The sequence below is a fragment of the Corynebacterium sp. TUM25020 genome (genome assembly GCF_056388495.1).
The window spans coordinates 112521-139186 of record NZ_JBWJFG010000001.1 but is presented as its reverse complement, the minus strand read 5'-3'; the positions used below and the strand labels follow the sequence as shown (position 1 = coordinate 139186).

Sequence of the window (26666 nt, the reverse complement as noted above, 5' to 3'; positions counted from 1 at the left end):
GGCCCCCGGACACCCCCGATGCCCTGACGCTACAACCTCCGCCTTAGCGGCGTCCGCCGCGGTGGCCGCGCTCTCCCTTGAAACCGCGTCCGCCGCGATCATCACGGTCATTACGTCCACGACCGCCATTGCCACGGTGGTCACCACGGCCGTTCCGCTCGTTTCGGTCGTTCCAATCATTCCTGCGATTACGGCCTCCACGTCCACCGCGATCATCACGGTCACCACGGTGGCCGCCACGTCCACCGCGATCGCCGAAGTCATTGCGATGCTGACGCTTGTGGCTCCCCGGACGACCAGTCGGAGCACCGGGATCCGGCTCAATATTGATCAGCTGGCCAGAGACGCGGGTTTGGTCCAGTGCGTGGAACACTTCCATCGGTAGATCCGCCGGCAACTCCACCAGGGAGTGCTCGGCAAAAATGCTAATTCGACCGAAGTCGCGGGAACTCATGCCGCCCTCATTTGCCAGTGCACCAACGATCGCACCGGGGCGAACACGCTGCCGGTGCCCCACCGACAGGCGGTATACAGCAAGCTCCTTACCATTGCGATCCTTAATGCGCGGAGCATCCTTATTAAAGCGCTCATCGAAAGGCTTATATGCTCCGCCTCCGCTACGGGAATCGTCACCGTAGCGATCGTCGCGACGGCGACGCGGACGCTCCTCCTTCGGCTTCTCCTTCATTAAGAAGTCCTCACCATCCTGCAGCTGGGCAGCCAAAGCAGCGGCAATATCCGCCAACTCCACCTCGTTAGACTCCGAGTATTCCTTCACCAGATCACGGAAAATACTGATCTGTGGGTCGGCCAGCGACTCAGTCAGGCTATCGCGGAACTTCTCCTTGCGAGCCTCATTCACCGCGTCCACAGTCGGCAGCTCAATCTCATTCAACCGAGACTTCGTTGCCCGTTCGATGGCCTTCAACAAACGACGCTCACGGGGCGTCACAAACAAAATTGCGCGGCCCTTACGGCCTGCACGTCCCGTACGGCCAATGCGGTGCACGTAGGATTCCGTGTCGTGCGGAATGTCGTAGTTGAACACGTGTGTGATGCGGTCGACGTCCAGGCCACGAGCAGCAACGTCCGTCGCTACGAGAATATCCAGACGACCGTCCTTCAGCTGATCCACAGTGCGCTCGCGCAGATTCTGCGGAATATCACCATTAATTGCCGCAGCGTTAAAGCCGCGAGCACGCAAACGCTCGGCCAGCTCCTCGGTCTCGTTCTTGGTGCGCACGAACATGATCATGGCCTCGAACTCAGTGACTTCGAGAATCCGGGTCAGCGCGTCCAGCTTGTCCCGGTGGCTAACCAACAGGTAATCCTGCTCGATGTTTTCACTCGTCCGCTGGGCGGCCTTCACCGTGATTTCCTGCGGATCATTCAGGTACTGCTTCGACAGACGGCGGATGCCAGAAGGCATCGTCGCGGAGAACAAAGCCACCTGCTTTTCGCTGGGGGTATCTTCCAGGATGCGCTCAACATCCTCCTGGAAGCCCATGTTCAGCATCTCGTCTGCCTCATCAAGCACCATGAAGCGGAGCTCGGAAATATCCAAGCTGCCCTTCTCCAAGTGATCAATCACACGACCCGGGGTGCCCACCACAATGTGCGCACCGCGTCGCAGACCAGAAAGCTGCACTCCATAAGCTTGCCCACCGTAAATCGGCAGCACGTGAATACCACCCAGGTGCTCAGCAAAAGACTGGAAACTCTCTGCGACCTGCAGAGCAAGCTCGCGGGTCGGTGCCAGCACTAGAGCCTGGGGATGACGCTTCGACACGTCAATGCGCGACAGAATCGGCAGCGCGAATGCCGCGGTCTTTCCGGTGCCGGTCTGCGCAAGGCCAACCACGTCGTGGCCTTCCATCAGCACTGGAATCGTTTCTGCCTGAATTGGGGAAGGTACTTCGAAGCCGACCTTCTTGACTGCAGCTAGTACGTTATCGGGCAATCCCAGCCCGTTGAAAGAGCGCTGCTGCTCTTGGTTGTCCTCTGGAACTTTCACTTCAGCGTTCTCAGACTCCACTGCTTTATCAGTCGCACCTTGTGGCTCTTGTGGCTTTTGATTATCCACGGCAGAATCCTGGGAAGGATTCTCCGAGATGCCACCCTGCAGTTCATTCTGAGATACCCGCTCGTCATTTACCGGCTGGTTTACGTCGCCGGTGACGTTTTCAGTATCACTCATCGCTGTCCAAGCCTACGCCCACTTGAGCGATAAAGCGATTCACTGCGCACAGTCACTCCCCTGGCCTTTATCGCAGGTCTTCCCACAGTTCTGCAGCACTCCCGCGGTACTTATTCCGTTAGCTTGGAAAGTACGAAATTTGCAGCTCGCTGGCCGCTGCGCAATACGCCGTCGATGCTCGGCGTGGCATGCTGAGCGCCCGCCAAAGCAATGCGACTTCCCTGGAGCTCGCGGTCGCCCAAATTCTTACCTATGCGTTGCAAACCTTTTGGTCTGATCAGCGGAATGGCGTCGATAAACGATTGTTCGGCAACTAGCTCCCAACTGGAGGAATCGACGCCGAATAGCGAACCCAAACCGCGCTGCACTTCTGCAACCGACGGCACCTGCGAGGGATTTCCGCCCTGTGGATGCACATGATTGCAGGCCACCAAGTGCTGTCCCGGCGCATAACCGGGTGCAACTGCTGTAACTTCCGTAGCGGAGGTAATGGGTGTCTTACGCGTGCCGTCGACAGTCATTAGTCCTTCGGCGATCACGGGTTCTTCGGAAATAAACCACCAAGAAGACACGCTGGTGGTGGGCACCTTCGGCGACCCCAACAATGCAGTTTCGTGCCGTGGATCGACGGCGACGATCACATGGGGAAAGTGCTCGGTTGCCTCTCGATCAGTCACTGTACGGGAGGTCGCAGGGTGGTTGCCCCCTGCCCCATTTGTGCCATCTTCTGCGGATTCCCCGACCGTGATCAGCACCCCATCGCCAGTTTCTTCGATGCTTGTCACCGGCGAGTTAAGGCGGAAATCCGCATTAGGCACTCGGGCCAGTGTTGTCGCCAGATCCCCCATCCCATTTTCCAATACGGCTAGGTTGCCTCGCAGCATCGTGCCGATCATCCATTTAGCGAAGATTGCAGAGGACTCACCCTCGGGGTCAAAGAGGAATGCCCGCAGCAGCGGATCAATCGCCACACACCGAGTGCGTCGGTGCACGCCTCGCTGGTCAAGGGACTCACAAACTTTTACATCTTCATCGATGTGGCGCTGTTTGATCTTTCTAAGTTCCAGACTGGAGCGATGCGAAAGCTCAGACTTCAGCCATCGACGCAGCGCCACAAGGTCGCGGAATGATAGCGCACTACGCACATTGGAGCGCATCAGGCTGGGGATCAGGTGGGGAGCGCGGATGGGATCGCAGATCAGGGCCAATCCGTCCTCAGTCAGAGTTTGAATAGCCGGTTGAAAATTGCGGATCCCCAAGGATGAGTACTCTCCCGGCTGCAGAATCTCTTTTATTGAGGGGTACCAAGAATTGAGGGTTTGCAGGCCGTGGTCAACGGTTATCCCGTCAATCTTTTCGGAACGTACACGCCCACCGAGCCGATCACTGGCCTCGAAGACAGTGCATTTCACGCCACCCTTATGCAGGGTTCGTGCAGCCGCTAGCCCAGCCAGCCCACCGCCTACGATCGCCACGCTACCCGGTGCGCTGTGTGTCGCCTCCGCCATGTCGCTGCTCCCGAAAACCGTCGTTTCTTTATCGCTGTTGCCAGCTAATTCTTCGCCCATGCTATCGCACAAAACGTCGCGGACTATCGCGTGCCACACCTTCCTAGTTTGGTACATGTGTTCTATTCTTGTTCTAGGTGACGCCACCCTGTCCACCTCACTACCTAAAGTGCACCCATGAACAAAGACCACCGCTGACGGGTATCCATCACGAATGTCCCCCCACTACCCGTCCCCGACTACAAGGAAGTGAGTCAACATGAAGTCCCGTATCACCACTCAGCGCGCCCCCATGAACACCTCCAATATTCGGCGCTTCAACCTGAGCGAACCTCATAGAGCCGCCAACGAAGCTCGCGGAATGCTGCGGCATCCGCGCAGTCTCATCCGCATTACACCTGGTTGGCGCGCTCCCCGCTTTGCGTTGCGAGCGGGTGGCTCCACTGCGCTGGTCCATGTTTCACGGCGCAGAATGTCGCCGTTGATGTGGCGCCGACTGAGTCAGCAGCAGCCGCCAGAAGGAGAGGATCTGTTCCTGGTCACGGTCTCCGTGGAATGTCCGAAGTGGATGACTAGCGAATCAACTCGGCTACTGGAGCTCACGCTCGGCCGAGCATGGATCGTGCGGGAAGATCCGCAGGAGACCCGTGATCGCCACAATCAAGCGCAAGTTAGCTTGACGTGGCATGGGTTGATGACTCAGCGGGATCTGCTTTCAAAGGAAGGCTCTACCCCACGAGCTGCCTAACGGCACTCACCCTTTAACGCTTTTCTTCAGCGTCGTCCTCTTCAGCGACAGTGTCTTCGTCTTCTTCGTCGTCTTCGAAGTAGTCATCATCGAAGTCGTCGTCCAGCTCGTCTTCGAGGTCTTCAGGGAAGTCCTCAGCGAAATCCTCGTCGTCCGCCTCGAAAAGGGGGCGCATTCCGATCTCGTCGTCGAAAGGAACCAGCAGTTCCTCCCACTCAGTTGCCTGTACCTGCGCCACTGCCAACGCATCGAATAGCTGATCGAAGTCCTTGAACGTTCCCAGTTCAAGGACTTCCTGGGTCATCTCAGCGGCATCTTCCAACACGTTTCGGTACATGACTTCACGCTCGAAATCAGTCAGGCTTTCATCGCCTTCCAGCTCCGCAACCGCCTGATCAACCAGTTCGTCGTAATCCTCACCGAAGGTCACAAAAGAGACTGTTGCCTCTGGCTCATCAGTACCGGAACCCAATAGCACCGTGATCAGAGATCCATTGCCCACTTCCGCACGAACCATCATTGGTTCGATTAGATCCTGCTCAAACTCCAGGTCAGAGATCCGATCATCTGTCCCCTCAAGAAGGTCGTGCAGCACGGTAATGCACTGGTCGGTCGCAATATACTGCGCGACTACCGCAACCGCCGCCTCGACAGAAAACACCACGCCAACAAGGCTAGCTTCGAACTCCTCGATGCCCGCTTCCTCGTCCAACTCCCCCTTAGCCATAAACACATTCGCCGAGTCAATCCCCGCCGTCGTGCCGGTTTGCTCAATCTGCTGGAACTGAATTTCCAGTTCCGGGGCGATGGGCACGAACAACATTCCGTCATTTACTCGCGACTCTATGCCCTCAGTATCCAGCGCTTTAGCAATATCCTCGTAGAAACCCACAGCCAACGTCTCCTAGTGTTTTAGAGGTGTTTGAGAGGTGTTTTAGCCCAGAGCGACACGTGCATTCCGTGACTTGGGCACCATAGTAACCCGATCCGCTCTACCGCGTGACCTGTGCGCACTCCCCTAGCGCCCCGGGCGCGGCATGGCCACTGAACTCTCGTCGCCATCCCACCCCCGCATATCGAATTTCTCCCACACTCGGCGGAACTGTGCCCGCGGGTCCTCCTCCATCCGCATCTCCCGCTCAAATACTTGGGTTGCACGGCACTCCAACGAATAAGGTTCCCACCCGGGATCTGCATCCCAAATAAACTTCTTCCAAGCCCTTTGCATATGCGCTGAAACCACGGCCATCTCATCGCCCAGCACGAAACTGGCTTTCGAAGACTTTGCGTCACCAAAAAGAGCCGATAGTTCCATCGAATGCATCGCCCCAACCCCCAAACGCCGCAGCATTGCCGGCGCATAGTCAAAGCGATACATCCACACCGGCGCACCAGCGCTGTGGTGTAGCTCCGCAAGGCGAACGGACTGCGCCCAGAACACAGCGTCAGTAAGCATCTGCGCGAAAACACCGCGTCGCCCTACGTCGCCATAAGCCGCTTCAATTTCCGCAGCTAAAGCAGGGTCGTGTGCACGTAGCATCGTCCGAGCGGCTCGCAGCCGCGCGGATTTTGAAAAGAACAGGATCTGGGCGGCAGACAACTCATCGTTATTCGTTCCAACCAGTAGCGGAAGCTGTTGCTGTTCAGCTTGCTCAAAAATGTCCAAAGGGTGCCGTACCAAGAGCTCACCATCAATGGCGATACCGAATGCGGCATTGAGCTCTCGCAGCCCGCGCCCCTTCCACAGCATCTGCTGCCCGGCGCGCACCACATCAGCAAAGGCCAATGTGCGTAGCTCAGCGATCGAGGTAGTGCGTGGCACCAACCCGGAATACTGCGCCAATTTGCGCGCCCACAGGTTCGACTGTGCGTTTGTGTGCACACTCATCACCGGAGCGGATTGCAAAATTACCCGATGGAATAGCCCTCGTGCAGCAGGAATTGCCATGAGAGCTGCTGCGGACGTACCGCCAGCGGATTCTCCCATCAGCACTACGTTTTTGGGATCGCCACCAAAAGCCGCAATGTTTGTTTGCACCCACTGCAGCGCCAAAATCTGGTCGCGGGTTGCCGGATTAGCCTCGCAAGTCGCAGCATCGGGCACGTCCAGGGAGCTCATGTCCACGTACCCCAACGCACCGAGCCGGAAGTTCAATGCAACATAAACTACGTCCAATTCCTTAGCGAAGTTATGCCCGCGCAGCACCGCGGTGTGGGAAGCCCCTGCGAAGAACCCACCGCCGTGTAGGAACACGACGACCGGCAGCGTGTCGCTCGTGTCTGGCCGAACGATGTCCATGTTCAGGCAGTCCTCGTCGCCTACAACCTCGTCTTTCCAGTTGTAGCCCGTCTGCGGCGCAACGTTTCCATACTCGTGTGCAGACCATTCCCCCTGCCAGCGCACGGGTTGTGGCGCTGCCCAACGTTCTGCGACACCGAAGGGAATACCTCTCCAGGTCCGCACCCCATCGACCTTTACGCCGTGGACGGTTCCACCGGTGGTTTCTACCCGCACGTCGTTTTTAGTCGTCATCTTCCGTTGCCATTTGTCTGCCCTGCTGTCTTTTGTTGTCCTTAAAAAAGGTTTCCCACCATCCTATGCGGGTTCCTATGCCGGTTCCCTTTCAACCATTGGAGTTCAACCAGCAGAGAATTTTTCCCCTAGTCTTGGGTGCCATGGGAATTTTCAATTTCGGCAAGTCCAGCGGTCACCGCGACGAAGCCACCGCCACGTCAGAGCTCCTTCACCAGGCTCGGCAGGCGCCTTACCCCTCCGGCCCTATCGCGCGCCGTTTTTTCGGTGCGATCGATCGCACGGTTGCGGTACAAGAGCCGCTCATTCGGTCGTATGTGGCCAAGATCGAAAAGAAGCATGGTGACGCCACGCTTCAACACCGTCAGGAAGTCCTCGACGCGCACTTTAAGAACCTCGCCACGGGTTCGGGAGCGGGCACCGGTGGCGTAGCGGCCGTACCGGGAGTCGGTACGTTGCTTTCACTGGCAGGAATCGCTGCGGAATCCGCACTGCTCGTCGAAGTTTGTGCACTATATGCCCTGGCCTCCGCAGAACTAAACGGCATCGACATCTCCAAGGAGGAGACTCGCCGCGCTGTTGTGTACCTGGCGATCTCCGGCGCCACGGCAAAGGAACTGGTGCAAGCACTGGCCGAGGACAGAACCTTCGGATCCCTAAAGGCAGCCAATAATCTGCGCGGTGCGCGCAAACTGCGCACCAGCAGCTCTGTTGAGTTGAAGCAAGCGAACAACGTCCTAGGACGCTTTGCCTTCCGCCAGGTACGCAAGCGCTTCGGCGGAGCGATGTTTAAGAAGGTTCTACCGTTCGGCGTCGGTGCCTACCTGGGCGCGAAGGCTAACCGCAAGATCGCAGAACAGATGATCGACAACGTTCATGTTTTTATTCGCGAGGCAGACGAGATTTTCTAGCTAACTCTTCCCTGACTTCAGCACTTCTGCACTAGGGTGCTGTCCCGAGCCCGCGTTAAAATCATCGGCGTGTTCAGAGTCATCCGAGAATCCGCCCCTCACCACCCTGGGCTGTTTACTGCCGTGGTCGTGTTCTCGGTGTCGTTGCCGGCCATAGAACTGCTTCTGCCGTTACTCGCAGGCGCTTCTGTGGATGGCAACACTCGCGCGATTGGCCTGCTGGTGGCTGTCGCTTGTGCGCGATTCGTGGCGCAAGCTCTGCGCCGTTTCCTCTCTGGGACTTTTAGCGTGCGCACCCAGCACAGTCTGCGTATCCGGATGTTTGAGGCAATCCAGTCCGTGGATGCCCAAGCGGCGCGCTCCTTCGGCACGGGGCAGGTCATTTCGCGCACGATTTCGGATCTCACGAAGGTGCAGGGCACTCTAGCGATGCTGCCGATGATGGCGGCGAGCATGCTGGAGTTGGTGCTGATTTTCGCCATCATACTGTGGATTTCCCCGTCAATTGCTGGCATCGTGGCGGTACAGATCCCACTCCTTTTCGCCGTTGCTTATGCCTCACGCACGCGCCTTTATGGGCCTTCTCTGGCGTCGCAGCGACAAGCTGCGGTTATTGCGGAGCAGGTTGATCGCACTGTGTCGGGTGTGCAGGTAGTGAAGAGTTTCGCCCAGGAGCCACGTGAGGTCGCGCGCTATAGGTGGGAATCTGCACGGCAGTACGGCATTAATATGCGGGTGGGCAGGCTCAGCGCTATCTTTCAGCCTGCGCTGTCTGCTCTGCCGAACGTCGCTTTGGTAGCGGCAATCGGGCTCGGTGGTTGGCTGGCCATGCGCGGAGCAATCAGCGTAGGCGATTTCCTCACGGTATCAACTTTCATCACGATGCTTGCCCGACTCGCCCGCATGGCGGCGGGGATGCTCGTGAACGTTCACGTCACCCAACCGTGTGCCGATCGTATCTTTGAAATTATTGACGCCCCGCCGCGTCCCATCGGCACGACTGCCATTCGGGAACCAATGGGGTTTGTGGGCAGTGTCCCCGTCACCGCCGGGCAGCCCCCGATCAACCTGAATATTTCACCGTCCAGCACCGTTATCGTGGAGGGGCCTGTGGCCTCAGGAAAGACCCGTCTGGCACACGCTTTGGCGGGTTTGAGTACTGCCGATGCGGGGAATATTGAGGTCACATTCTCCGGGAGAACAGGTTCAGTTCCGTTGCTGGATGTGCAGGAATCCGATCGCCCCGCGCTAATCATGGACGAGGCATTCCTCTATTCGGGAACGATCCGAGAGAATATTCTGCTCGGCTACTCAGCCACGGATGAGGAGGTCTGGGATGCAGCTCGCCTAGCCTGTGCCGATGCATTCATCCGCGAGGTTGGTGGTCTGGATACCGTCGTCGGAGAACGGGGAATCACACTATCCGGCGGGCAAAGACAGCGCATCGCCATCGCCCGCGCGCTACTTCGCGAACCTCATTCCATCATCTTTGACGATGCCACCTCGGCCATAGACCAGGCCACCGAGGCGCAGATTTTGGCTAATCTGCGCGCCAGCATTTTCCGGCCTACCGTGATCTACATCAGCCACCGAGCCGATGGTGGTTTCCGGAATCCGGAACAGATCATCACCCTGCCCACTGCACAGCCAGATCAGACTGTGCAGCCCGTCGAGGCTGTGTCGACGACTGCTTCTACGGCGAACGTGGCTTTTTCTTCACTCGAGGCAGGTGCGGATCCCTCCACCTACACAGTGGACACCCCACGTATTGCTGAGATCCAGGACGAGGCCGGGAGATTCCGGCTGCGCACTCTGTTTGCGATGGTGCCGGGGCTCGTCGCTGCAGTGGTTGTCACATTGCTGCTGTCCTCGGCAGCTGACATCGCGCTCCCTTCTTTTATTCGCCACGCCATCGATCACGGTGTCGCGAACAATGACATGAATTCCCTGCTGCTCACCTGCCTGTGTGCATTGGCGGTGGTTGCACTGTCATGGGTAGCCAGCATTGCCAATACTTTGCTCACCACTCTCACGGGCGAAAGGCTGATCTTCGCCCTGCGCAACCGACTCTTCCGCCACATCACTGGGATGGATCTACTGTGGTTCCACCGCCAGTCCAGTGGCAGGATCATGACGCGCCTCACGACCGATATCGACTCCCTTTCGAATTTCCTACAATCAGGTCTCTCCCAAACGATCGTGTCGGCAACGTTGGCGTTGGGCATCATCGGCATGCTGATTTCCACTGATCTGACCCTGGCAGGGATCGTCGCGCTTTTCCTTCCTGTCATTGTGGTGGCAACGATCATCTTCCGGATGATCTCCCGTCGCTTGTATACCCGAGCCAGAAGCCAGATCAGTCAGGTGAACGCGACCTTCCAGGAGACCCTTATGGGCCTTCCCACCGGCCAGGCCTTCAGCTACGGGACGGCCCTTCAAAGCCGTCTCGAGGCAGAATCCCGTAAGTACCTTCGACTGCGTACCCAGTCACAGACCGCTGTGAGTTTGTATTTCCCTGGCATCAACCTTCTCACCCAACTCGCCCAAGCCGCGGTTCTCAGCGCAGGAACCTCACTGATCGCTAGCGAGCAGACCACAGAAGGCGCCCTGGTGGCGTTCAGCCTCTACCTGACGATGCTCTTTGGACCGATTCAGCAGCTCTCCCAGGTATTCGACCAATTCCAACAGGCAAGCGTCAGCGTCTCGCGCATCCGCGAACTTCTCAACGAACGCCCAGCCCTTACCGTTTCCGCGGACGCAAAAGATCCGGCGTTTGTGAAAGGGCCAGCAATTCAGTGTGAGGGCGTCGTATATAAGTACGGCGAGGGCGAGCCCACCCTAGACATCACCCACACCTTCCGCGGCACCACGGCTGTGGTCGGTGCGACGGGTGCGGGGAAAACTACGCTGCTGCGGCTCATCAATAGGTTCATGGATCCGACGGAGGGGACGATCCGCGCGGATAATACGGACATTCGGGACTTCAACGTGCGTGGATGGCGGAGCTGCATTGGCACCGTGCCACAGGAACCACAGCTCTTCGAGGGCACAGTGGCCGAAAACATCGCCTACGGCGACAAGAATGTCGACAAAAATGATGACTGCGATCCTGCACTACGCAAACAAAGAGCACGGACCGCTGTCGAACGCATTGGTGGAGAGAAGATCCTGCAAACGATCCCCGGTGGGCTCGACGCTGCCATTTCACCCGGCACCCATACCCTTTCGGCAGGACAAAAACATATGATCGCGCTTGCTCGGGCGGAGTACATCCGGCCGTCGATTATGCTGCTCGACGAAGCGACGGCAAACATCAATGACGACGAGGAAGCCCAGATTGTCGAATCGATCAACCGCGTTACCCGCGACCGCACCGCACTTATCGTCGCGCACCGCCTCCGCACCGCAGCAAGGGCCGACACCATCGTGGTGATGGATCAGGGCCGCATTGTCGAAATTGGAGAGCATAACAAGCTACTACAAAAAGGCGGAGCATATGCCGATTTGTGGAATGCCGCGCCAAGGCCGACAACCGGTTTGTAGTAGGGTGGAACGACGAGACTTAAAGCCATAAAGGAAAGAGGCGAGGACCTGCTGTGAGCAGTGCAAATTTCGGTCAAAACGAATGGCTGGTCGATTTGATGTACCAGCAGTATAAGGAAGACCCAAAGTCTGTCGACGCTGAATGGCGCGATTACTTTGAAAATAATTCCTCCCCCGTAAACGCGCCGGGCAACACCCAGGCTACGGCGGGCAACGGAGCACAGAAGACCACGGGCAGCCAGGGCGCTACCAAGAACACCGTCACCCCCACTCGGGATACGACGGCAGGTGGCAAGCAGCCGAAGGGATCTGCGTCCCAGAACCAGGACAGCAACGTCAAGCCCACCCCGAAGCGCACTGCACCGCCGGCTCCGAAGCAGCCGATGGAAGCTCCAGAGCCGGGCAAGACCACCATTAAGGGTGCCGCCAAGGCCGTAGTTAAGAACATGGACATCTCCCTGGAGATTCCGACCGCGACGTCCGTACGCGATATGCCGGCGAAGCTGATGTTCGAAAACCGCGCCATGGTCAACGAGACCCTGCGAGCCCGCGGTAGCGGCAAGATCAGCTTCACTCACATCATTGGTTATGCCCTGGTACAGGCCGTAAAGGCTCACCCGGACATGAACAACTCCTACGAGCTGGTCGACGGCAAGCCGACCCTCGTCACTCCGGAGCACATCAACCTCGGCCTCGCAATCGACATGGTTGGCAAGAACGGCCAGCGCTCCCTGGTGGTCGCCGCCATCAAGGAAGCCGAGAACATGACCTTCGGCGAATTTGTCGAAAAGTACGAGGACGTCGTTCACCGTGGCCGCGAAGGCAAGCTGACGATGGATGACTTCACTGGTGTGACCATCTCCCTGACCAACCCCGGTGGCATCGGCACCCGCCACTCCGTGCCGCGCCTGACCAAGGGGCAGGGCGCCATCATCGGCGTGGGCTCCATGGACTACCCCGCCGAGTTCGCCGGCGCCTCCGAGGATCGCCTGGGCGAAATGGGCATCGGCAAGCTGGTGACCATCACCTCTACCTACGACCACCGCATCATCCAGGGTGCAGAGTCCGGCGAGTTCCTGCGCACCATGAGCCGTCTGCTGATCAACGACGAGTTCTGGGATGAGATCTTCCACGCCATGCGCGTGCCTTACGCTCCTACTCGTTGGAGCCAGGATCTGCCAAATATCGGCGTAGACAAGTCCACCCGCGTGATGCAGCTGATCGAGGCCTACCGCTCCCGCGGTCACCTGATCGCAGACATCAACCCGCTGCAGTGGACCCAGCCGGGACTGCCGATTCCGGACCACTCCGACCTGAACATCGAATCCCACGGCCTGACCCTGTGGGACTTCGACCGCACCTTCCACGTCGGTGGCTTCGCCGGTCGCGAGACTATGACCCTACGTGAGGTGCTCTCCACCCTGCGCAAGGCCTACACACTGAAGGTCGGCACGGAGTACACCCACATTCTCGACGCCGAAGAGCGCAACTGGCTGCAGGATCGTATCGAGGCTGGCCAGGCCGAGTTCACCCCAGCACAGCAGAAGTACATTCTGCAGAAGCTGAACTCCGCCGAGGCGTTCGAGAACTTCCTGCAAACCAAGTACGTCGGCCAGAAGCGCTTCTCCCTGGAGGGCGCCGAGACCCTGATCCCGATGATGGATGCCGCTATCGACCGTGCTGCAGACGCAGCCCTGGACGAGGTCGTCATCGGCATGCCGCACCGTGGTCGCCTGAATGTTCTGGCCAACATTGTGGGCAAGCCTTATGCCCAGATCTTCACCGAGTTCGAGGGCAACATCGACCCAGCTGCCGCCGGCGGTTCCGGCGATGTGAAGTACCACCTGGGTCAGCAGGGCCACTACCACCAGATGTTCGGCGACAACGACATCGACGTCTACCTGGCAGCTAACCCCTCCCACCTGGAAGCCGTTAACCCGGTCATGGAGGGCATCGCCCGCGCTAAGCAGGATCAACTGCACGAGAAGCACACCGTCATGCCGCTGCTGCTGCACGGCGACGCCGCATTTACCGGCCTGGGCATCGTGCAGGAAACCATCAACCTAGCTCGCCTCGAAGCCTACGAGGTTGGCGGTACCGTTCACATTGTGGTGAACAACCAGATCGGCTTTACCACCACTCCGGACGCTGGCCGTTCCACCCACTACGCCACGGACCTGGCCAAGGGCTTCGACTGCCCGGTCTTCCACGTCAATGGCGACGACCCTGAGGCTGTCGTTTGGGTTGCACAGCTGGCCGTTGATTACCGCAACCGCTTCGGCAAGGACGTCTTTATCGATCTGGTGACCTACCGCCGTCGCGGCCACAACGAGGCTGATGATCCTTCGATGACCCAGCCGCTGATGTACAAGCTGATCGGTGAGACCAAGTCTTCCCGCGATCAGTACACCGAAACCCTGCTGGGGCGCGGCGACCTGACCGAAGAGGACATCGAGCGCGTACAGCGCGACTTCCACGATCAGCTAGAGACCGTATTCACTCAGGTACGCGAAGCTGAGAAGGGCACCAAGCCGAAGGAACAGGGTGGCATCACTGGTTCCCAGGATCTTCCGCATGGCCTAGATACCTCCGTGGATCGCGAGCTCATTGAGCACATCGGAGACCTATTTGCAGACGTGCCGGATCACATCACCCCGCACCCGCGTGTGAAGCCGGTGATCAAGCGTCGCAAGGAAATGTCCCGTAACGGCAACATCGACTGGGGCTTCGCCGAACTGCTGGCTTTCGGCTCCCTGGTTGACGGCGGCAAGCTGGTGCGTCTGGTCGGTGAGGATACCCTTCGCGGTACCTTCACCCAGCGCCACGCCATCCTGTTCGACCACACCGACCACGACCGCTACAGCCCGCTGGAAGAGCTGGCTCGCGAGTCCGGCAAGGGCGGTGGCTTCGAGGCCTACAACTCCGCCCTGACCGAGTACGCGGGCATGGGCTTTGAGTACGGCTACTCCGTCGGCAACCCGGATGCTCTGGTGGCTTGGGAGGCACAGTTCGGCGACTTCGCCAACGGCGCCCAGACCATTCTCGATGAGTACGTTTCCTCCGGTGAGGCTAAGTGGGGCCAGATTTCCTCCCTGGTTCTGCTGCTGCCGCACGGCTACGAGGGTCAGGGCCCGGACCACTCCTCCGCACGTATCGAGCGTTTCCTGCAGATGTCCGCAGAGGGCTCCTGGACCATTGCTCAGCCTTCCACCCCGGCCAACTACTTCCACCTGCTGCGTCGCCACGCACTGGGTTCCCTGAAGCGTCCGCTGGTTGTCTTCAGCCCGAAGTCGATGCTGCGCAACAAGATGGCAGTCTCCGCCGTGGAGGACTTCACTGAGGTTAAGAAGTTCCAGTCCGTCATCGACGACCCGAACCAAAATGGAAAGAACGAAAATATCAAGACCGTTCTGATGTGCTCGGGCAAGATCTACTGGGATCTGGAGAAGAAGCGCCAGGCTGATGGTCGCGACGATGTCGCCATCGTCCGTGTGGAGATGCTGCACCCGATTCCGTTCAATCGCATCAAGGATGCGCTGGCCAATTACCCGAACGCCGAGGTGCGTTGGGTACAGGATGAGCCGGCCAACCAGGGTCCGTGGCCGTTCCTGGCTCTGCAGCTGCCGGAGCACATCCCGGGTCTGCAGATGAAGCGCGTTTCCCGCCGTGCACAGTCCTCCACCGCTACCGGTGTTGCGAAGGTGCACCAGCTGGAGCAGAAGCAGCTGCTGGACGAGGCTTTCAAGTAAGCTCTCTTCCGCACTTTTCCGCGCTAGCTAGAAAAACCCGCCGCAGTACAGCGGCGGGCTTTTTGTTACTTATTTAACCTCCGGCTTAGCCTCCGAGCATCTCCATAGTTGTTGCTGTTGCCACGTGATTGAGCTGCGCCCGTACTTTGCGACCGGCAATGTGTTTCGAATAGATCACGACTGCATTTTGCGGCAATGAGTCCCCTGGGCACGGCGTGGCCTGTCCCGGCAGCGTCGCCCCGACCTCTGATGGCAATGCGCTGAGCAGTTCATCGTAGACGAGGCTATTCCATTCTTCCGCACTCTTAGTTTCCGTCGCGCCTTCCGAAAGCTCAGCCTGCGCGCTTTGCTTTTGCTTTTTGTATTCGCGTCGCAGCTCCATGGCTCGATTACGATCTAAGTGCTCCAGCAGCTCCCCCGTACAGCCGTAGGAAACGGTGATTTCACCAGATCTCACCTGTCGAATGCGACGATCGGCGGGAATGGGTTTGCGCTCGGTCTTGCGCCCAAAATCATCGAGCTCCCGCACCAGATAGCGAGCAAAAGCATCAGCGTACCTTTCGGGCATCGGCGAATTTCCCACCGCTCGCTCGGGCATCCCCACTAAAAAAGGCTCCGGGGTTTCTTCAGCACAAGCAGTCAGGCCACCACAGGAAGCGAGGCAAGTTATTGCCGCAATTATGGACGCCACGTCTCGCCGCCCCAACGTTCGCATCTTATTTTGTCCCTTTGCATTTCGTGCAGCTATACAACTCGCCACATTCTACCTTGTGGAGGCGATCAAGTACCCTAAGTAAACATGAGTACAAGTCGCGTGTATGCAGGACGATTGGCCGGCCTAGTGGTGCTGGGACCAGACGGCGAATCCGTCGGCCGCGTCCGCGATGTTGTCATCACCATTCACGGCGATAATGCGACTGCACTTGGTCTCGTGGTGGAGATCGCGAATAAGCGCAAGATTTTCCTCCCCATGCTGCGCATTGCGGCGATCACCGCGACGGACATCACGACTTCTTCCAGTTCCGTAAACCTTCGCCCCTTTAAGTCCCGCTCTGCCGAGCTCACCATCTTCGAGGATCTCGTCGGCTCAAAGGTGCACACAGACGATCCAGAGCACGAGGAACTTCACGGGAAGGTTGTGGAGATTACCGATGTCGAGCTGAGCCGTAGTCGGCGTCGTGAATGGAAGATCCGTAACTTAGCGGTCACCCAGCGCAGCCGTCTGGGGCGTAAAACGTCCATTAACATTATCCCGATCGAGCACATCCAGGGACTCCACGCCTCTGGCACGGGTGTGGTCAACCAGGATGCGGAGCTCATCGCCTCCTTCAAGCAGATGCGCAACGCCGACGTGGCGAATGCCCTGGTGGACATGGATGACGCTCGGCGTAATAAAATCGCCGCAGAACTCGACGACGAACGCCTTGCGGACGTGTTGGCGGAGATGCCCGACGACGACCAAACGGCAATCCTCGAGCATCTCAATATTGAGCGTGCCGCCGACGTGCTGGAGGAAATGGATCCGGACGATGCCGCCGACATTCTGGCCGAACTCCCGGGGGATACTTCCGACGTGCTGCTGGAGCTGATGGATCCGGAGGAATCCGAGCCCGTCCGGCGACTCATGAATTTCTCGCCGGAAACTGTGGGTGCACTGATGACGCCCGAACCGATCATTTTGACGCCCCAGGCCACCGTCGCAGAAGCTCTCGCCCACGCGCGAAATCCAGAGCTGCCGACGTCCCTATCCTCCATGATCTTCGTCGTACGACCTCCCCAGGCGACCCCGACGGGCAAATACCTAGGCTGTGTGCATCTACAGAAGCTTCTCCGCGAACCACCGTCCTCCCTTGTCAGTGGAATCTTAGATCTGGAGTTACCCGCGCTGTTCGCAGATGACAACCAGGAAACGGCGGCGCGCTACTTTGCCACCTACAACCTGGTGTGTGGCCCGGTGCTGGATCACGATCAGCATCTCCTTGGCGCTGTCAGCGTGGATGACCTGCTGGATCACATGTTGCCTGAGGATTGGCGCGAAGAAGACTGGCGCGTGGAATCTCCAGCCATTTCAGCAACCCCGTCTACCCCGGTATCCCAAGCAGCCTCGGAATTGAAGGAGGTCTAGGCATATATGGCACGTAATTTCTCCCGCGTGGATCTGGATACTCCGACCGACGCCACCCGTCAGAAAAAGAAGTTCAATCTCGACGGGGACGGTGTCGGTCGCGTAGCTGAGAAGATTGCTCGCTTCCTGGGCACCGGCAAGTACCTCTTTTATCAGACGATCATCGTTGTCGCCTGGATCCTGCTGAACCTGGGCGGCATGTGGTGGAACTGGGATCCATACCCATTCATCTTGCTCAACCTCGCTTTCTCTACCCAGGCCGCCTACGCCGCGCCCCTGATCCTGTTGGCACAGAACCGCCAGGACGACCGCGACCGCGTCAGCCTGGATGAGGATCGCCGCCGTGCCGCTGAAACCAAGGCCGATACGGAATTCCTAGCCCGTGAGGTCGCCAGCGTGCGCATTGCCGTGGGTGAGACGGTTACCCGTGATTATCTCCGCCGTGAGCTCGAGGAGCTGCACGACATTCTGCAACGCATTGACGACAAGATCGACGACACCCGCCGAGACGAGGAAGCTCGCGGCGACGCGCGCGACGATTAACCGCCCGGAATTAGCGTCTCGCCGGTCGTTCGATAGACTTAATCCCATCATGTCCCAAGTCACTGAATCCGCTGTACGCAGCGCGCTATCCCGCGTAGAGGACCCTGAACTAAACCGCACGATCACGGATCTCGGCATGGTGAAGTCCATCGACATCAACGGAAGTGATGTCGCGGTGGAGATCTACCTGACGATCGCCGGCTGCCCGATGAAAAACCACCTGACGGAAAAGACCCGCGAGGCCGTGGCTTCCGTCGACGGTGTGGAGAACGTCACGGTTACCACTGACGTTATGAGCGATGAACAGCGTCGCAACATTCGCCAGATGGTTCGTGGTGACGCGGCAGATCCGGTGATTCCTTTTGCCCAGTCCGACTCGACCACCCGCGTCTTCGCCGTAGCCTCCGGCAAGGGTGGTGTGGGCAAATCCAGCGTCACCGTTAACCTTGCCGTTGCTCTGCAAAAGCGAGGGCTGAAGGTCGGCGTGATCGATGCCGATATTTATGGCCACTCCGTGCCCGGCTTGATGGGCTCCACCGACAAGCCGCACCAGGTGGACGAGATGATCATGCCGCTGCAAGCACACGGCGTGAAGTTGATCTCCATTGGTCACTTTATTGGAGACAACTCGCCGGTTGTGTGGCGTGGCCCAATGTTGCACCGCGCTATCCAACAGTTCCTGGCAGACGTGTTCTGGGGCGACCTAGACATTCTGCTGTTGGACCTGCCGCCGGGAACCGGCGACGTGGCGATCTCCGTGGCGCAGCTTGTGCCAAACGCCGAATTGTTGATCGTCACCACCCCGCAGGCTGCAGCAGCCGAGGTTGCAGAGCGTGCGGGCTCCATCTCTCAGCAAACTCGCCAGCGAATTGGTGGCGTGATCGAGAACATGAGCTGGATGGATATGCCGGATGGCACTCGCATGGAGGTCTTTGGCTCCGGAGGCGGCCAGTTCGTTGCGGATCGCCTGTCCCAGATCACCGGGGCGAAGGTACCCCTGATGGGGCAAATTCCACTGGATCCTAACCTGCGCATCGGTGGCGACCTCGGTAACCCCATTGTGCTTTCGGAGCCGAACTCTCCGGCCACGATCGCATTCGGAGGAATCGCCGATCAGCTGGCTGTGCGTCGTAGCTCGCTGGCCGGTAAATCACTGAACCTCGGCGTCACAAAGAAATAGGCCGAGCGCCAGGCTACGTTACGTCCTCCCACCCGTTGCTGGGTGCGGAGGGCTTTTCATTGCCAGTCAGCTGCTGGGCAGCATTGGCCACAGGATCGTCCAATTGGGAAGAACGGGAATCCCCCGCCGCGGACTGCTGTGACACGCTCACGCCATCGTTATCAGCACTGCCGCTAGCCGGGGCGGGTTGACCTGGCTTATTTCCAGACTTCAGGGTCTCACGCAGATTTGGCTTGCGCACCGTATCGACGGTGTCTTTGACGTCCTGCTTCGTCTCGTTGAAGGAGGTCAGGAAGCTATCATCGTCATCCAGCAAAGTCTTGGTTATGAACCCCTTCGCACCCATTTGGCGTACAGAGTTCAGCTCCTGCAAAGGCTTGGAGAACTCGCGAAAGTCCTCCCCCAGCTCACCGTCTAGTTGATCCTTTGCCTGCGATACTGCCTTGCGTACCGCCAGCAAGACCGCGCGAACCTCCTTGATAAGACCCGGCAATCGCTCCGGGCCAATGAGGAACAACGCGACGATCAAAAGTACGAGGACTTCGCCCCAACCTACATTGGAAAACACCTGTCTAACCTAACTCAAACTGCAGGGCATTTCACTTTACTTGCCGCGGAACTGCATTTTACGCAGCAAAAGATCCAGCCGATCAACCAACGTTTCGGGGCGGCGACAGCCATCCACGGAGAAACGATGCGGCGCATCATCCTCGCGGCACTCTTCCGGAATGCGCTGTAATTTTTCCATCAATCCGCCCGGGGTGTGTACGTCCGAAGTGTGCTCGCGCATTCGGTTGGACGCACTTCGCTGGGCACGCACCTCCGCCCTGCACGTTTCACAGTGGACGAGGTGGATTTTCGCTCGGTGTTCCGCACGGCGGGAAAGTTCCCCGTCAACAAGCGCAGCGATGGCCTCGGTGGACAGGTGGTCGACGGACAGTTCCCCCGTGAGGTTTTCAACGAAAGATGTCACGTGCTTTACCTGCCTTTCCACTTCAACGGTGTCTGTTTCTTTAGCGCCGTTCCAAACGTCTCAGACCGACACTAGTCGCTCAGCCTTTAGGCCTGGCCGGTGTAGACCAGTTCGCCATGGTTACGTTCCAGGTTACCGCGAAGTTGCGCGCGGGCGCGGTGGATGCGGGAGCGCACGGTTCCCATCTTCACGCCAAGGGTCTGGGAGATTTCGTCGTAGCTCATCCCCAGCCCGTCACAGAGCACGACGGCTACGCGGTACTCCGGCGCTAGCTGATCCAGCGCCTTTACCAGCGCAGGATCCAGATTGTTCAGTTCAAAGGTGGCTTCGGGGTCGTCAATGCCGCCCTCGATGCGGTCATAATCCTCGGGCAGCGCTTCCATGCGAATCTTCGCACGCCGGCGCACCATATCCAGGAATAAGTTAGTGGTGATGCGGTGCAGCCATCCTTCAAAGGTTCCCGGCTGGTAGGTCTTGAGGCTGCGAAAGACTCGCATGAACGTATCCTGCGTGAGGTCTTCTGCGTCCTGTTGGTTTCCTGCGAGGTGATAAGCCAGCCGGTAGACGCTGTCTGCGTGCTCGGCGACCAATTCCCCCCAGCCCGGAAGTTCGCCGGTACCTGCATCGAACACTGCTGTGGTTCGTGGGGCGGGGGTTTGATCTGCGTTCATGCCCATATTGTGGCTGATTGTCCTCAAAATCTTGTGCTGCACGCCTGGCAGTTTCCTGTGAGGATTTTACCCCCTGTGGGGGTGGAACGAAAGTTCGTCACTCGGGTCACTCTTGTTCACTTGCTTTTCTATTTTTGACGCCGGCGCCTGACATGCCGAGAACAAGCACAACATTGACGCTTTCCTGACCTATCGTCGTGAAGCGTGAATGCTGCATCATCTTCCCCCATTGAGGCCATCCGTGAGTACGTTCGGGCGACCAGCGAGCCGGACGAGGTGACCACCACCGCTGTCGAGGCGGCACAGGAGTTTGGTCTGCTCACCCCCGATGCGATGACTGCTGAGTTTTTGGAATTCATCGCCACCCGCGCAGGCGCCAACGCCGCTGCCCAGGGACACACCCCCACCGGCATTATCGTTTCGCCAGCCAGTGGCGTAATTGGCCTGCACCTTTTCAAGGGTCTTAACGCCGCACAGACCGAAGGACACCTGACGTGCATCGAGCCGGAGGTACAACACCAACAGTTGGCCAAGCAGGCTTTCGCCAATGCCGGTCAGCGCCCCAATACCTTCCGTTTCTTGCCCAGCGCTCCGCTGGATGTAATCCGCCGTCTAGCCAACGATAGTTACGACATGGCGGTCGCAGAGGCCGCGACAGAGGAGTTCACCGCGATTGTGGAATCCACGCTCCCGGCACTTCGCACTGGTGGTGTCCTCGTACTTCTGGATTCTTTGATGGACGGCCTGGTGGGTGATGAAAACCGCACCGACCGCCAGACCACCCGGGCTCGCGAAGCAGATCAGTTCTTCCGCGAGCTGGAAAACGCCAAGGTCTCTCGCCTTCCTTTGGGCGCGGGTGCGACGCTGATCACGAAGATCAGCTAAGAACGCAGGTCTGTTAGACGACTACGTTCTTGCCAATGCAGACCACGCCCCCCTTGGAGATCGTAAAGCGATCCTGATCGCGGGCGCGATCCACGCCGATAATCTCCCCAGCCGAAACCTGAACGTTCTTGTCCAGGATGGCGTGACGCACCACTGCACCGCGACCGATGCGCACACCTGGCATGATCACGCAGCCTTCCACAGAGGCACCTTCCTCCACGACGACGTTCTCACTCAGCACGGAGTTTCGCACCGTGCCCGCGGAGATGATGCAGCCCGCGGAGACCATCGAAGACTGAGCAATACCGCCCTTGACGAATTTCGCCGGCGGCAGGTTGCCCGTCTCAGCCGTGTGGATGGGCCACTGCTGGTTGTACAGGTTAAACACCGGGTGCACGCTGATGAGATCCATGTGCGCCTCGTAGAACGCATCAACGGTTCCGACATCACGCCAGTAACCCTTGTCACGCTCGGTCTCTCCTGGAACGTAGTTGTTGGAGAAGTCGTATACATAGGCCTCGCCACGGTCCACCAGGCGCGGGATAATGTCACCGCCCATATCGTGGTTGGAGTTCTCGTCTTCGGAGTCTTCCTTCAGCGCGTCGATCAAGGTCTGTGCGGTGAACACGTAATTACCCATGGAGGCAAAGGCAACCTCTGGGTCATCCGGAACGCTCGGCGGTTCGGCAGGCTTTTCGAGGAACTGCTCGATCTTGTTGTCATCGCTCGCCTGGATCACACCGAACGCGGTAGCTTCGTGGCGTGGCACACGTAGGCCAGCGACCGTCACACCGGCGCCACTGGCGATGTGTTCCTGCACCATCTGCTCCGGATCCATGCGGTAGACGTGATCCGCACCGAAAACGATGATGTAATCCGGCTGCTCGTCGTACACCAGGTTTAGGGACTGCAGAATGGCATCTGCAGAACCGGTGAACCAACGCTTACCCAGGCGCTGTTGAGCCGGAACAGGAGTGATGTACTGGCCTGTCAGGCCGGACAGTTGCCAGGACTGGGAGATGTGGCGGTCGAGGGAGTGGGACTTGTACTGGGTCAGCACACAGATTTTGTAGTAACCGGCGTTGACCAGGTTAGACAGCACGAAGTCGATCAGGCGATAGTTGCCGCCGAACGGTACGGCAGGCTTAGCGCGATCGGCGGTGAAAGGATACAAGCGCTTTCCCTCGCCACCGGCAAGGACAATGGACAGGACATTTGATCTGCTCTTCACACTTTCCAACCTAGCGACCTCGGAATAGTTTTGCTTGTCAAGCAGGCAATCTGATATGGAACGGTGCCCCCTAATGCGTTAAACCGGATGATCGTCGACGTTCTTACCAGGACACACAGCGCCTAGCCCGGTTAGTCTGGAAGCATGCGTATCGCCATGCTGACAAAGGAATATCCCCCAGAGATTTACGGTGGTGCCGGCGTGCACGTCACCGAGTTGGTTCGTTACATGCGGAAGCTCGAACACGTCGATGTGCACTGCATGGGTGGGCCACGCACAGAGCAGGATGTCTACGTTCACGGAGTTGACCCAGAGCTCGCTGAGGCCAATGGTTCGCTCAAGACTCTTTCCACCGGTTTGCGTATGGCTGATTCTTTGGGCGACGCCGAGGTCGTCCACTCCCACACCTGGTACACGGGACTGGGCGGCCACGTTGGTGGACTTCTGCACGGTATTCCCCACGTGGCAACGGCTCACTCACTGGAGCCACATCGCCCGTGGAAACGCGAACAACTTGGTGGCGGTTACGATGTTTCCTCTTGGTCGGAAAAGAATGCGATGGAAAACGCAGATGCGGTCATCGCCGTGTCTGCCAAGATGAAGGAATCCATCCTCGACGCCTACCCAGCTATCGACCCAGACCGCATCCACGTGGTGCTGAATGGAATTGATTCCGAGCTTTGGCAGCCTCGCCCGACCTTCGAAGCGGCAGTGGAGGCTGGCAACCGTTCCGTACTCACGGAACTAGGCGTCGACCCCAACCGCCCCATCGTCTCCTTTGTCGGACGCATTACGCGTCAAAAGGGCGTCCCTCACCTGCTGAAGGCCGTAGCGCACCTCGATCCGGAGATCCAGGTTGTGCTGTGCGCGGGCGCGCCTGATACCCCGGAAATCGAAGCCGAGGTCACTGCACTGGTTGAAAAGCTGCAGGCTGAGCGCGACGGCGTGTACTGGGTGAAGGAAATGATGGAAAAGCCGAATCTGCAGGAGATCCTCTCGGCCTCCGATGCGTTTTTGTGCCCTTCCATCTACGAGCCACTGGGCATTGTGAACCTAGAGGCCATGGCATGTGGAACCGCCGTTGTGGCCTCCGACGTTGGCGGTATTCCGGAGGTTGTCGTCGACGGCGAGACGGGAACCCTAGTCCACTATGACGAGAACGATACGGAGACTTTTGAGCGTGGCCTGGCCGATGCTACAAACGCTCTCGTCGCAGATCGAGATAAGGTACGCAGCTTCGGTGAGGCTGGGCGCCAGCGCGCCGTGACGACCTTCAGTTGGGCGACAATCGCCGAGCAAACCGTCGACGTATACAGGTCCCTGCTTTAAATTCAATCCGCTGGTATGAATGGTGGCATGCATTCTTCCTCCCATAAGCACCGCCCGGAACTGCACGTCACCGCAGAAACGGGGGTGCTGGAAGCACCCGCAGGCGCCGTGTTCTCAGGTAACGCCCTGCATGTGTTCCACCAGTTCCGCCCGCGGTCTTCCGAAGGCTCTCGTTGGGCGCATCAGGTAGCCTCTGAGGCAACTTATGACTGGGACATCTGTGACGATGTCATCGTCCCGAACCAGGGACTAAGCGAACAGAGTGCCAGCGCGGAAGCTGCTTCCCACGGCACCGAAATCGATATGCTCGCCGGAGCCGCCGTGCCTATCGACCATGGTGCCGAATTGTTTTTCGTCGTCACCCATGCCACCTCCGAGGCCACTGTGGAGCAAGCTCTGGCCGCGGAGATTCCCCATGGCCAGCGCGGCCCACGTACGTTCACCATTGAACGTGCGCAGATCCCGAACCTGCTCGAGGCCACTGAGGTGTCGGACGATCCCAGCCTGCCGGATCCCCATGTGCGTCGCCTGGGCCCAATCGACATCGACGATTCGGCGTTCCCTGTAGAAAATCTGGTGACCCCCAGCGTGATTCGTCATGAGGATCCCGCTTTCCCCGACGAAGGCTGGCTCATGGTCGCTCTTTCGTTGACCGGTGACAAGGACGCGCAGATTGTTGTTCTACGTTCCGCAGACCGCCAGCACTGGCGCGTCCTGGGGCCAATCGAGTTGCCGAGCGAGGCAGGTTTGCGCCCCGGCCGCCCGTTCGCCCCGCGCATTGTTTCTATGGTGGACGCCGACTCTTCCGCCCGTCGCGATATCCTCTTCGTCACCTTCCCCGGCGGTGCCGGAGAGTCCGATGAGGTTGCCGGTTACGTGGTTGGCAACCTCAGTGGCACCTCGTTTAGCGTTATCAGTCCCTATACCGTCATCGACTTTGGACACGACTTCACCCGCCCGCGCGTCATCGACCACACCACCCCGGTGATGTTTGGCCTGGTCGGCGCTCACCCGTCCTTGGATGGACAATGGGCAAATTGTCTCTCCGCGCCGCGTTATCTCACGCTGGTGAACGGCGAGCTCTTCCAAGATGTTGTCGGTGCGCCCACGGCGGTACGTACTTTCTCGGACTACGCATTCATCTGGTCGGCCCAGCTTGATGCCGAGGAAGGTCGCGTGGACGTCGACGTCACTGATGACTCCGGCCAGGTGATTGCCACTATCAGCTATACCAAAGACGCTGTCTCCGTTACCCGCTTGGGTGTGGACACCCGCACCGCTCCGCTAAAGGATGCGGACTCGGATACATTGACGGTATTTCTCGATGGCCCCGTATGCGAAGTATTCGCTGACGGCGGTGCTGTCACCTTGACCAGCGCCATCCCGGCACACTCGCAGATTTCCGATATTGACGTACGCGCCACTGGCGGGGCGAAGGTTATTTCCTCCATGCAAACGGCGGGGCGCCATTTGATGCGCATGCAGGCAGGACTGACCACCCCGGAAGAACAGGAACACTACATGGCAGAAGCTCTCATCGCAGATCGCGATGTGTCCGAAGGAATCTTCGACGAAGAAGACTAGCGGGTGGCTTTTGCCAAGCGTGTAATCGCTGCACGGGCGGTAACTTCCATGGTCTCTGGCAGAGCTTCGATGCGTTCCTTCAAAACGTCCGGGTGGATGTGACGCGCCGAGGGGCTCATGCCGATCTGTGCTGCGATGGAAGCCTGATCGAGAACCATCGGGAACTCGATATGCTCGGACTCCCCTACCGGAACCAAGTGACCGGAAGCCTGGCTGATCATCCGCTCAACCTTGCCCTCCTCAACGTCCAAAATGCCCAGCGGCTCACGCAGTTCACCTAGGTGGCCGACCTCCGCGGTGAGGACTACAACCTGTCCCTCCGGCGTAAGGATACGGGCGAACTCTGCCGCATTACGCGGTGCGAAGACAACCATGATGGCGTCAACACTTTCCGAAAGAATTGGCAGGCGCGACCAGGCGTCAGCGACGACGGCGCCTACCCGTGAATGCGACGAGGCCAGCCGCTTAGCCGCAGCAGTCGAAACGTCGATTCCCACCCCGCGGGAACGCTCGACCGTGTCCAGCGTGTGGGCGAGGTAGTAGCCGGTACCGGCACCGATCTCCACGATGGAAGGTGCGTGCTCAGCGGCAACATTGCCATCGTCCAGAACGTTTTCAACATTTGCGGTCACAGCCTCGACGAAAGGTGCGAAGTGGCCGCCAGACAGGAAGGTTTCGCGGGCGTCGATCATCGACGCATCGTCACCGGAGTAGCGCAGTCCGGAGCCGCCCGCGAGGGTCACATACCCCTGCCTTGCAACGTCGTAGCTGTGGCCGGACTCAGAGACTAGAGTGCGCCACTCTTCGTCGCCAGCGCTCAAGCGGGAACCGTCTACGGGATCGGCGAGGAGGTCAATGACATCTGCAAGCACGAACAGATTCCTTCCTGATTTCTCTTACAAAGCACGCTGTGGGGAGCTAATAAACGACCACCCTATGGTAGACCGTCTACAGCT

20 protein-coding genes are annotated in these 26666 nt (G+C 58.7%); 10 read left to right on the top strand and 10 right to left on the bottom strand.

What is annotated here, in order from left to right:
* Window positions 1-43 precede the first annotated feature (43 nt).
* Both AC05K6_RS00660 and AC05K6_RS00655 read right to left on the bottom strand, forming a co-directional pair.
* The gene (locus AC05K6_RS00660) at window positions 44-2197 is read right to left on the bottom strand and encodes a DEAD/DEAH box helicase (RefSeq protein ID WP_476727474.1); all 2154 of its coding nucleotides are present in this window, start codon (window positions 2195-2197) and stop codon (window positions 44-46) included.
* 110 nt (window positions 2198-2307) lie between these two features.
* Entirely contained in the window at window positions 2308-3822 is a 1515-nt protein-coding gene (locus tag AC05K6_RS00655) for an FAD-dependent oxidoreductase (RefSeq protein ID WP_476727473.1), read from the bottom strand.
* Window positions 3823-3964: 142 nt separating this feature from the next.
* On the opposite strand from AC05K6_RS00655, the gene AC05K6_RS00650 reads away from it, so the two are divergent.
* A complete protein-coding gene (locus tag AC05K6_RS00650) occupies window positions 3965-4453 on the top strand; it encodes a hypothetical protein (protein WP_476727472.1) in 489 nt (162 codons plus the stop codon).
* Between the two features lie 13 nt (window positions 4454-4466).
* Here the strand turns inward: AC05K6_RS00650 and AC05K6_RS00645 are convergent, their stop codons facing one another.
* Both AC05K6_RS00645 and AC05K6_RS00640 read right to left on the bottom strand, forming a co-directional pair.
* Window positions 4467-5345, bottom strand: a complete 879-nt coding sequence (locus AC05K6_RS00645) for a hypothetical protein (RefSeq protein WP_476727471.1) — start codon at window positions 5343-5345, stop codon at window positions 4467-4469.
* A 126-nt stretch (window positions 5346-5471) separates the two neighbouring features.
* A complete protein-coding gene (locus tag AC05K6_RS00640; protein WP_476727470.1) occupies window positions 5472-6986 on the bottom strand; it encodes a carboxylesterase/lipase family protein in 1515 nt (504 codons plus the stop codon).
* A 143-nt stretch (window positions 6987-7129) separates the two neighbouring features.
* Here AC05K6_RS00640 and AC05K6_RS00635 point away from each other — a divergent pair, with 143 nt between their 5' ends.
* From AC05K6_RS00635 to AC05K6_RS00625, 3 genes are all read left to right on the top strand, one after another.
* Window positions 7130-7897: a hypothetical protein gene (locus tag AC05K6_RS00635; RefSeq protein WP_476727469.1), complete on the top strand. Its 768-nt coding sequence runs from the start codon at window positions 7130-7132 to the stop codon at window positions 7895-7897.
* 69 nt (window positions 7898-7966) lie between these two features.
* Window positions 7967-11440 (top strand): ABC transporter transmembrane domain-containing protein, encoded by a 3474-nt coding sequence (locus tag AC05K6_RS00630; protein ID WP_476727468.1) that lies wholly within the window; start codon window positions 7967-7969, stop codon window positions 11438-11440.
* Window positions 11441-11493: 53 nt separating this feature from the next.
* Entirely contained in the window at window positions 11494-15189 is a 3696-nt protein-coding gene (locus AC05K6_RS00625) for a multifunctional oxoglutarate decarboxylase/oxoglutarate dehydrogenase thiamine pyrophosphate-binding subunit/dihydrolipoyllysine-residue succinyltransferase subunit (RefSeq protein WP_476727467.1), read from the top strand.
* 85 nt (window positions 15190-15274) lie between these two features.
* Here the strand turns inward: AC05K6_RS00625 and AC05K6_RS00620 are convergent, their stop codons facing one another.
* Window positions 15275-15757 (bottom strand): hypothetical protein, encoded by a 483-nt coding sequence (locus tag AC05K6_RS00620; RefSeq protein ID WP_293789707.1) that lies wholly within the window; start codon window positions 15755-15757, stop codon window positions 15275-15277.
* Between the two features lie 231 nt (window positions 15758-15988).
* Here AC05K6_RS00620 and AC05K6_RS00615 point away from each other — a divergent pair, with 231 nt between their 5' ends.
* From AC05K6_RS00615 to AC05K6_RS00605, 3 genes are read left to right on the top strand one after another with little or no spacing between them, the layout of a single operon-like run.
* Window positions 15989-17314: a magnesium transporter MgtE N-terminal domain-containing protein gene (locus AC05K6_RS00615; protein WP_293789705.1), complete on the top strand. Its 1326-nt coding sequence runs from the start codon at window positions 15989-15991 to the stop codon at window positions 17312-17314.
* A 6-nt stretch (window positions 17315-17320) separates the two neighbouring features.
* On the top strand, window positions 17321-17857 hold the full coding sequence (locus AC05K6_RS00610) for a DUF1003 domain-containing protein (protein WP_476727466.1): 537 nt from the start codon (window positions 17321-17323) through the stop codon (window positions 17855-17857).
* 49 nt (window positions 17858-17906) lie between these two features.
* Window positions 17907-19037 carry an Mrp/NBP35 family ATP-binding protein gene (locus AC05K6_RS00605; RefSeq protein WP_473964180.1) on the top strand — a complete coding sequence of 377 codons (1131 nt, stop codon included), beginning with the start codon at window positions 17907-17909 and terminating at the stop codon, window positions 19035-19037.
* Window positions 19038-19050: 13 nt separating this feature from the next.
* Here the strand turns inward: AC05K6_RS00605 and tatB are convergent, their stop codons facing one another.
* The 3 genes from tatB to sigE form a co-directional block, all read right to left on the bottom strand.
* Entirely contained in the window at window positions 19051-19605 is a 555-nt protein-coding gene (tatB, locus tag AC05K6_RS00600; protein ID WP_476727465.1) for a Sec-independent protein translocase subunit TatB, read from the bottom strand.
* 36 nt (window positions 19606-19641) lie between these two features.
* The gene (locus AC05K6_RS00595; RefSeq protein ID WP_293789696.1) at window positions 19642-20010 is read right to left on the bottom strand and encodes an anti-sigma factor family protein; all 369 of its coding nucleotides are present in this window, start codon (window positions 20008-20010) and stop codon (window positions 19642-19644) included.
* An 86-nt stretch (window positions 20011-20096) separates the two neighbouring features.
* Window positions 20097-20687, bottom strand: coding sequence for an RNA polymerase sigma factor SigE (gene sigE, locus AC05K6_RS00590; protein ID WP_293790324.1), 591 nt, complete (start codon window positions 20685-20687; stop codon window positions 20097-20099).
* 198 nt (window positions 20688-20885) lie between these two features.
* On the opposite strand from sigE, the gene AC05K6_RS00585 reads away from it, so the two are divergent.
* Window positions 20886-21566: an O-methyltransferase gene (locus AC05K6_RS00585; RefSeq protein WP_293789694.1), complete on the top strand. Its 681-nt coding sequence runs from the start codon at window positions 20886-20888 to the stop codon at window positions 21564-21566.
* A 13-nt stretch (window positions 21567-21579) separates the two neighbouring features.
* On the opposite strand, the gene glgC is transcribed toward AC05K6_RS00585, so the two are convergent.
* Window positions 21580-22797 (bottom strand): glucose-1-phosphate adenylyltransferase, encoded by a 1218-nt coding sequence (glgC, locus tag AC05K6_RS00580; RefSeq protein ID WP_293789692.1) that lies wholly within the window; start codon window positions 22795-22797, stop codon window positions 21580-21582.
* Window positions 22798-22941: 144 nt separating this feature from the next.
* Between glgC and glgA the strand changes: the two genes are divergently transcribed.
* Window positions 22942-24126 (top strand): glycogen synthase, encoded by a 1185-nt coding sequence (gene glgA / locus AC05K6_RS00575; protein WP_473964178.1) that lies wholly within the window; start codon window positions 22942-22944, stop codon window positions 24124-24126.
* Between the two features lie 27 nt (window positions 24127-24153).
* Window positions 24154-25710 (top strand): GH32 C-terminal domain-containing protein, encoded by a 1557-nt coding sequence (locus AC05K6_RS00570; protein ID WP_476727464.1) that lies wholly within the window; start codon window positions 24154-24156, stop codon window positions 25708-25710.
* Here the strand turns inward: AC05K6_RS00570 and AC05K6_RS00565 are convergent.
* Entirely contained in the window at window positions 25707-26582 is an 876-nt protein-coding gene (locus tag AC05K6_RS00565; protein ID WP_293789686.1) for a methyltransferase domain-containing protein, read from the bottom strand. The genes AC05K6_RS00570 and AC05K6_RS00565 overlap by 4 nt on opposite strands.
* Window positions 26583-26666 lie beyond the last annotated feature (84 nt).

Excerpts from the sequence above, each read along its gene's own strand:
- AC05K6_RS00615 (WP_293789705.1), top strand. The coding sequence starts at position 15,989 with ATGAGTACAAGTCGCGTGTATGCAGGACGATTGGCCGGCCTAGTGGTG.
- AC05K6_RS00640 (WP_476727470.1), bottom strand. The coding sequence starts at position 6,986 with ATGACGACTAAAAACGACGTGCGGGTAGAAACCACCGGTGGAACCGTC.
- AC05K6_RS00570 (WP_476727464.1), top strand. The coding sequence starts at position 24,154 with ATGCATTCTTCCTCCCATAAGCACCGCCCGGAACTGCACGTCACCGCA.
- AC05K6_RS00650 (WP_476727472.1), top strand. The coding sequence starts at position 3,965 with ATGAAGTCCCGTATCACCACTCAGCGCGCCCCCATGAACACCTCCAAT.
- AC05K6_RS00635 (WP_476727469.1), top strand. The coding sequence starts at position 7,130 with ATGGGAATTTTCAATTTCGGCAAGTCCAGCGGTCACCGCGACGAAGCC.
- AC05K6_RS00620 (WP_293789707.1), bottom strand. The coding sequence starts at position 15,757 with ATGCCCGAAAGGTACGCTGATGCTTTTGCTCGCTATCTGGTGCGGGAG.
- AC05K6_RS00655 (WP_476727473.1), bottom strand. The coding sequence starts at position 3,822 with ATGTACCAAACTAGGAAGGTGTGGCACGCGATAGTCCGCGACGTTTTG.
- glgA (WP_473964178.1), top strand. The coding sequence starts at position 22,942 with ATGCGTATCGCCATGCTGACAAAGGAATATCCCCCAGAGATTTACGGT.
- sigE (WP_293790324.1), bottom strand. The coding sequence starts at position 20,687 with ATGGGCATGAACGCAGATCAAACCCCCGCCCCACGAACCACAGCAGTG.
- AC05K6_RS00660 (WP_476727474.1), bottom strand. The coding sequence starts at position 2,197 with ATGAGTGATACTGAAAACGTCACCGGCGACGTAAACCAGCCGGTAAAT.
- AC05K6_RS00605 (WP_473964180.1), top strand. The coding sequence starts at position 17,907 with ATGTCCCAAGTCACTGAATCCGCTGTACGCAGCGCGCTATCCCGCGTA.
- AC05K6_RS00610 (WP_476727466.1), top strand. The coding sequence starts at position 17,321 with ATGGCACGTAATTTCTCCCGCGTGGATCTGGATACTCCGACCGACGCC.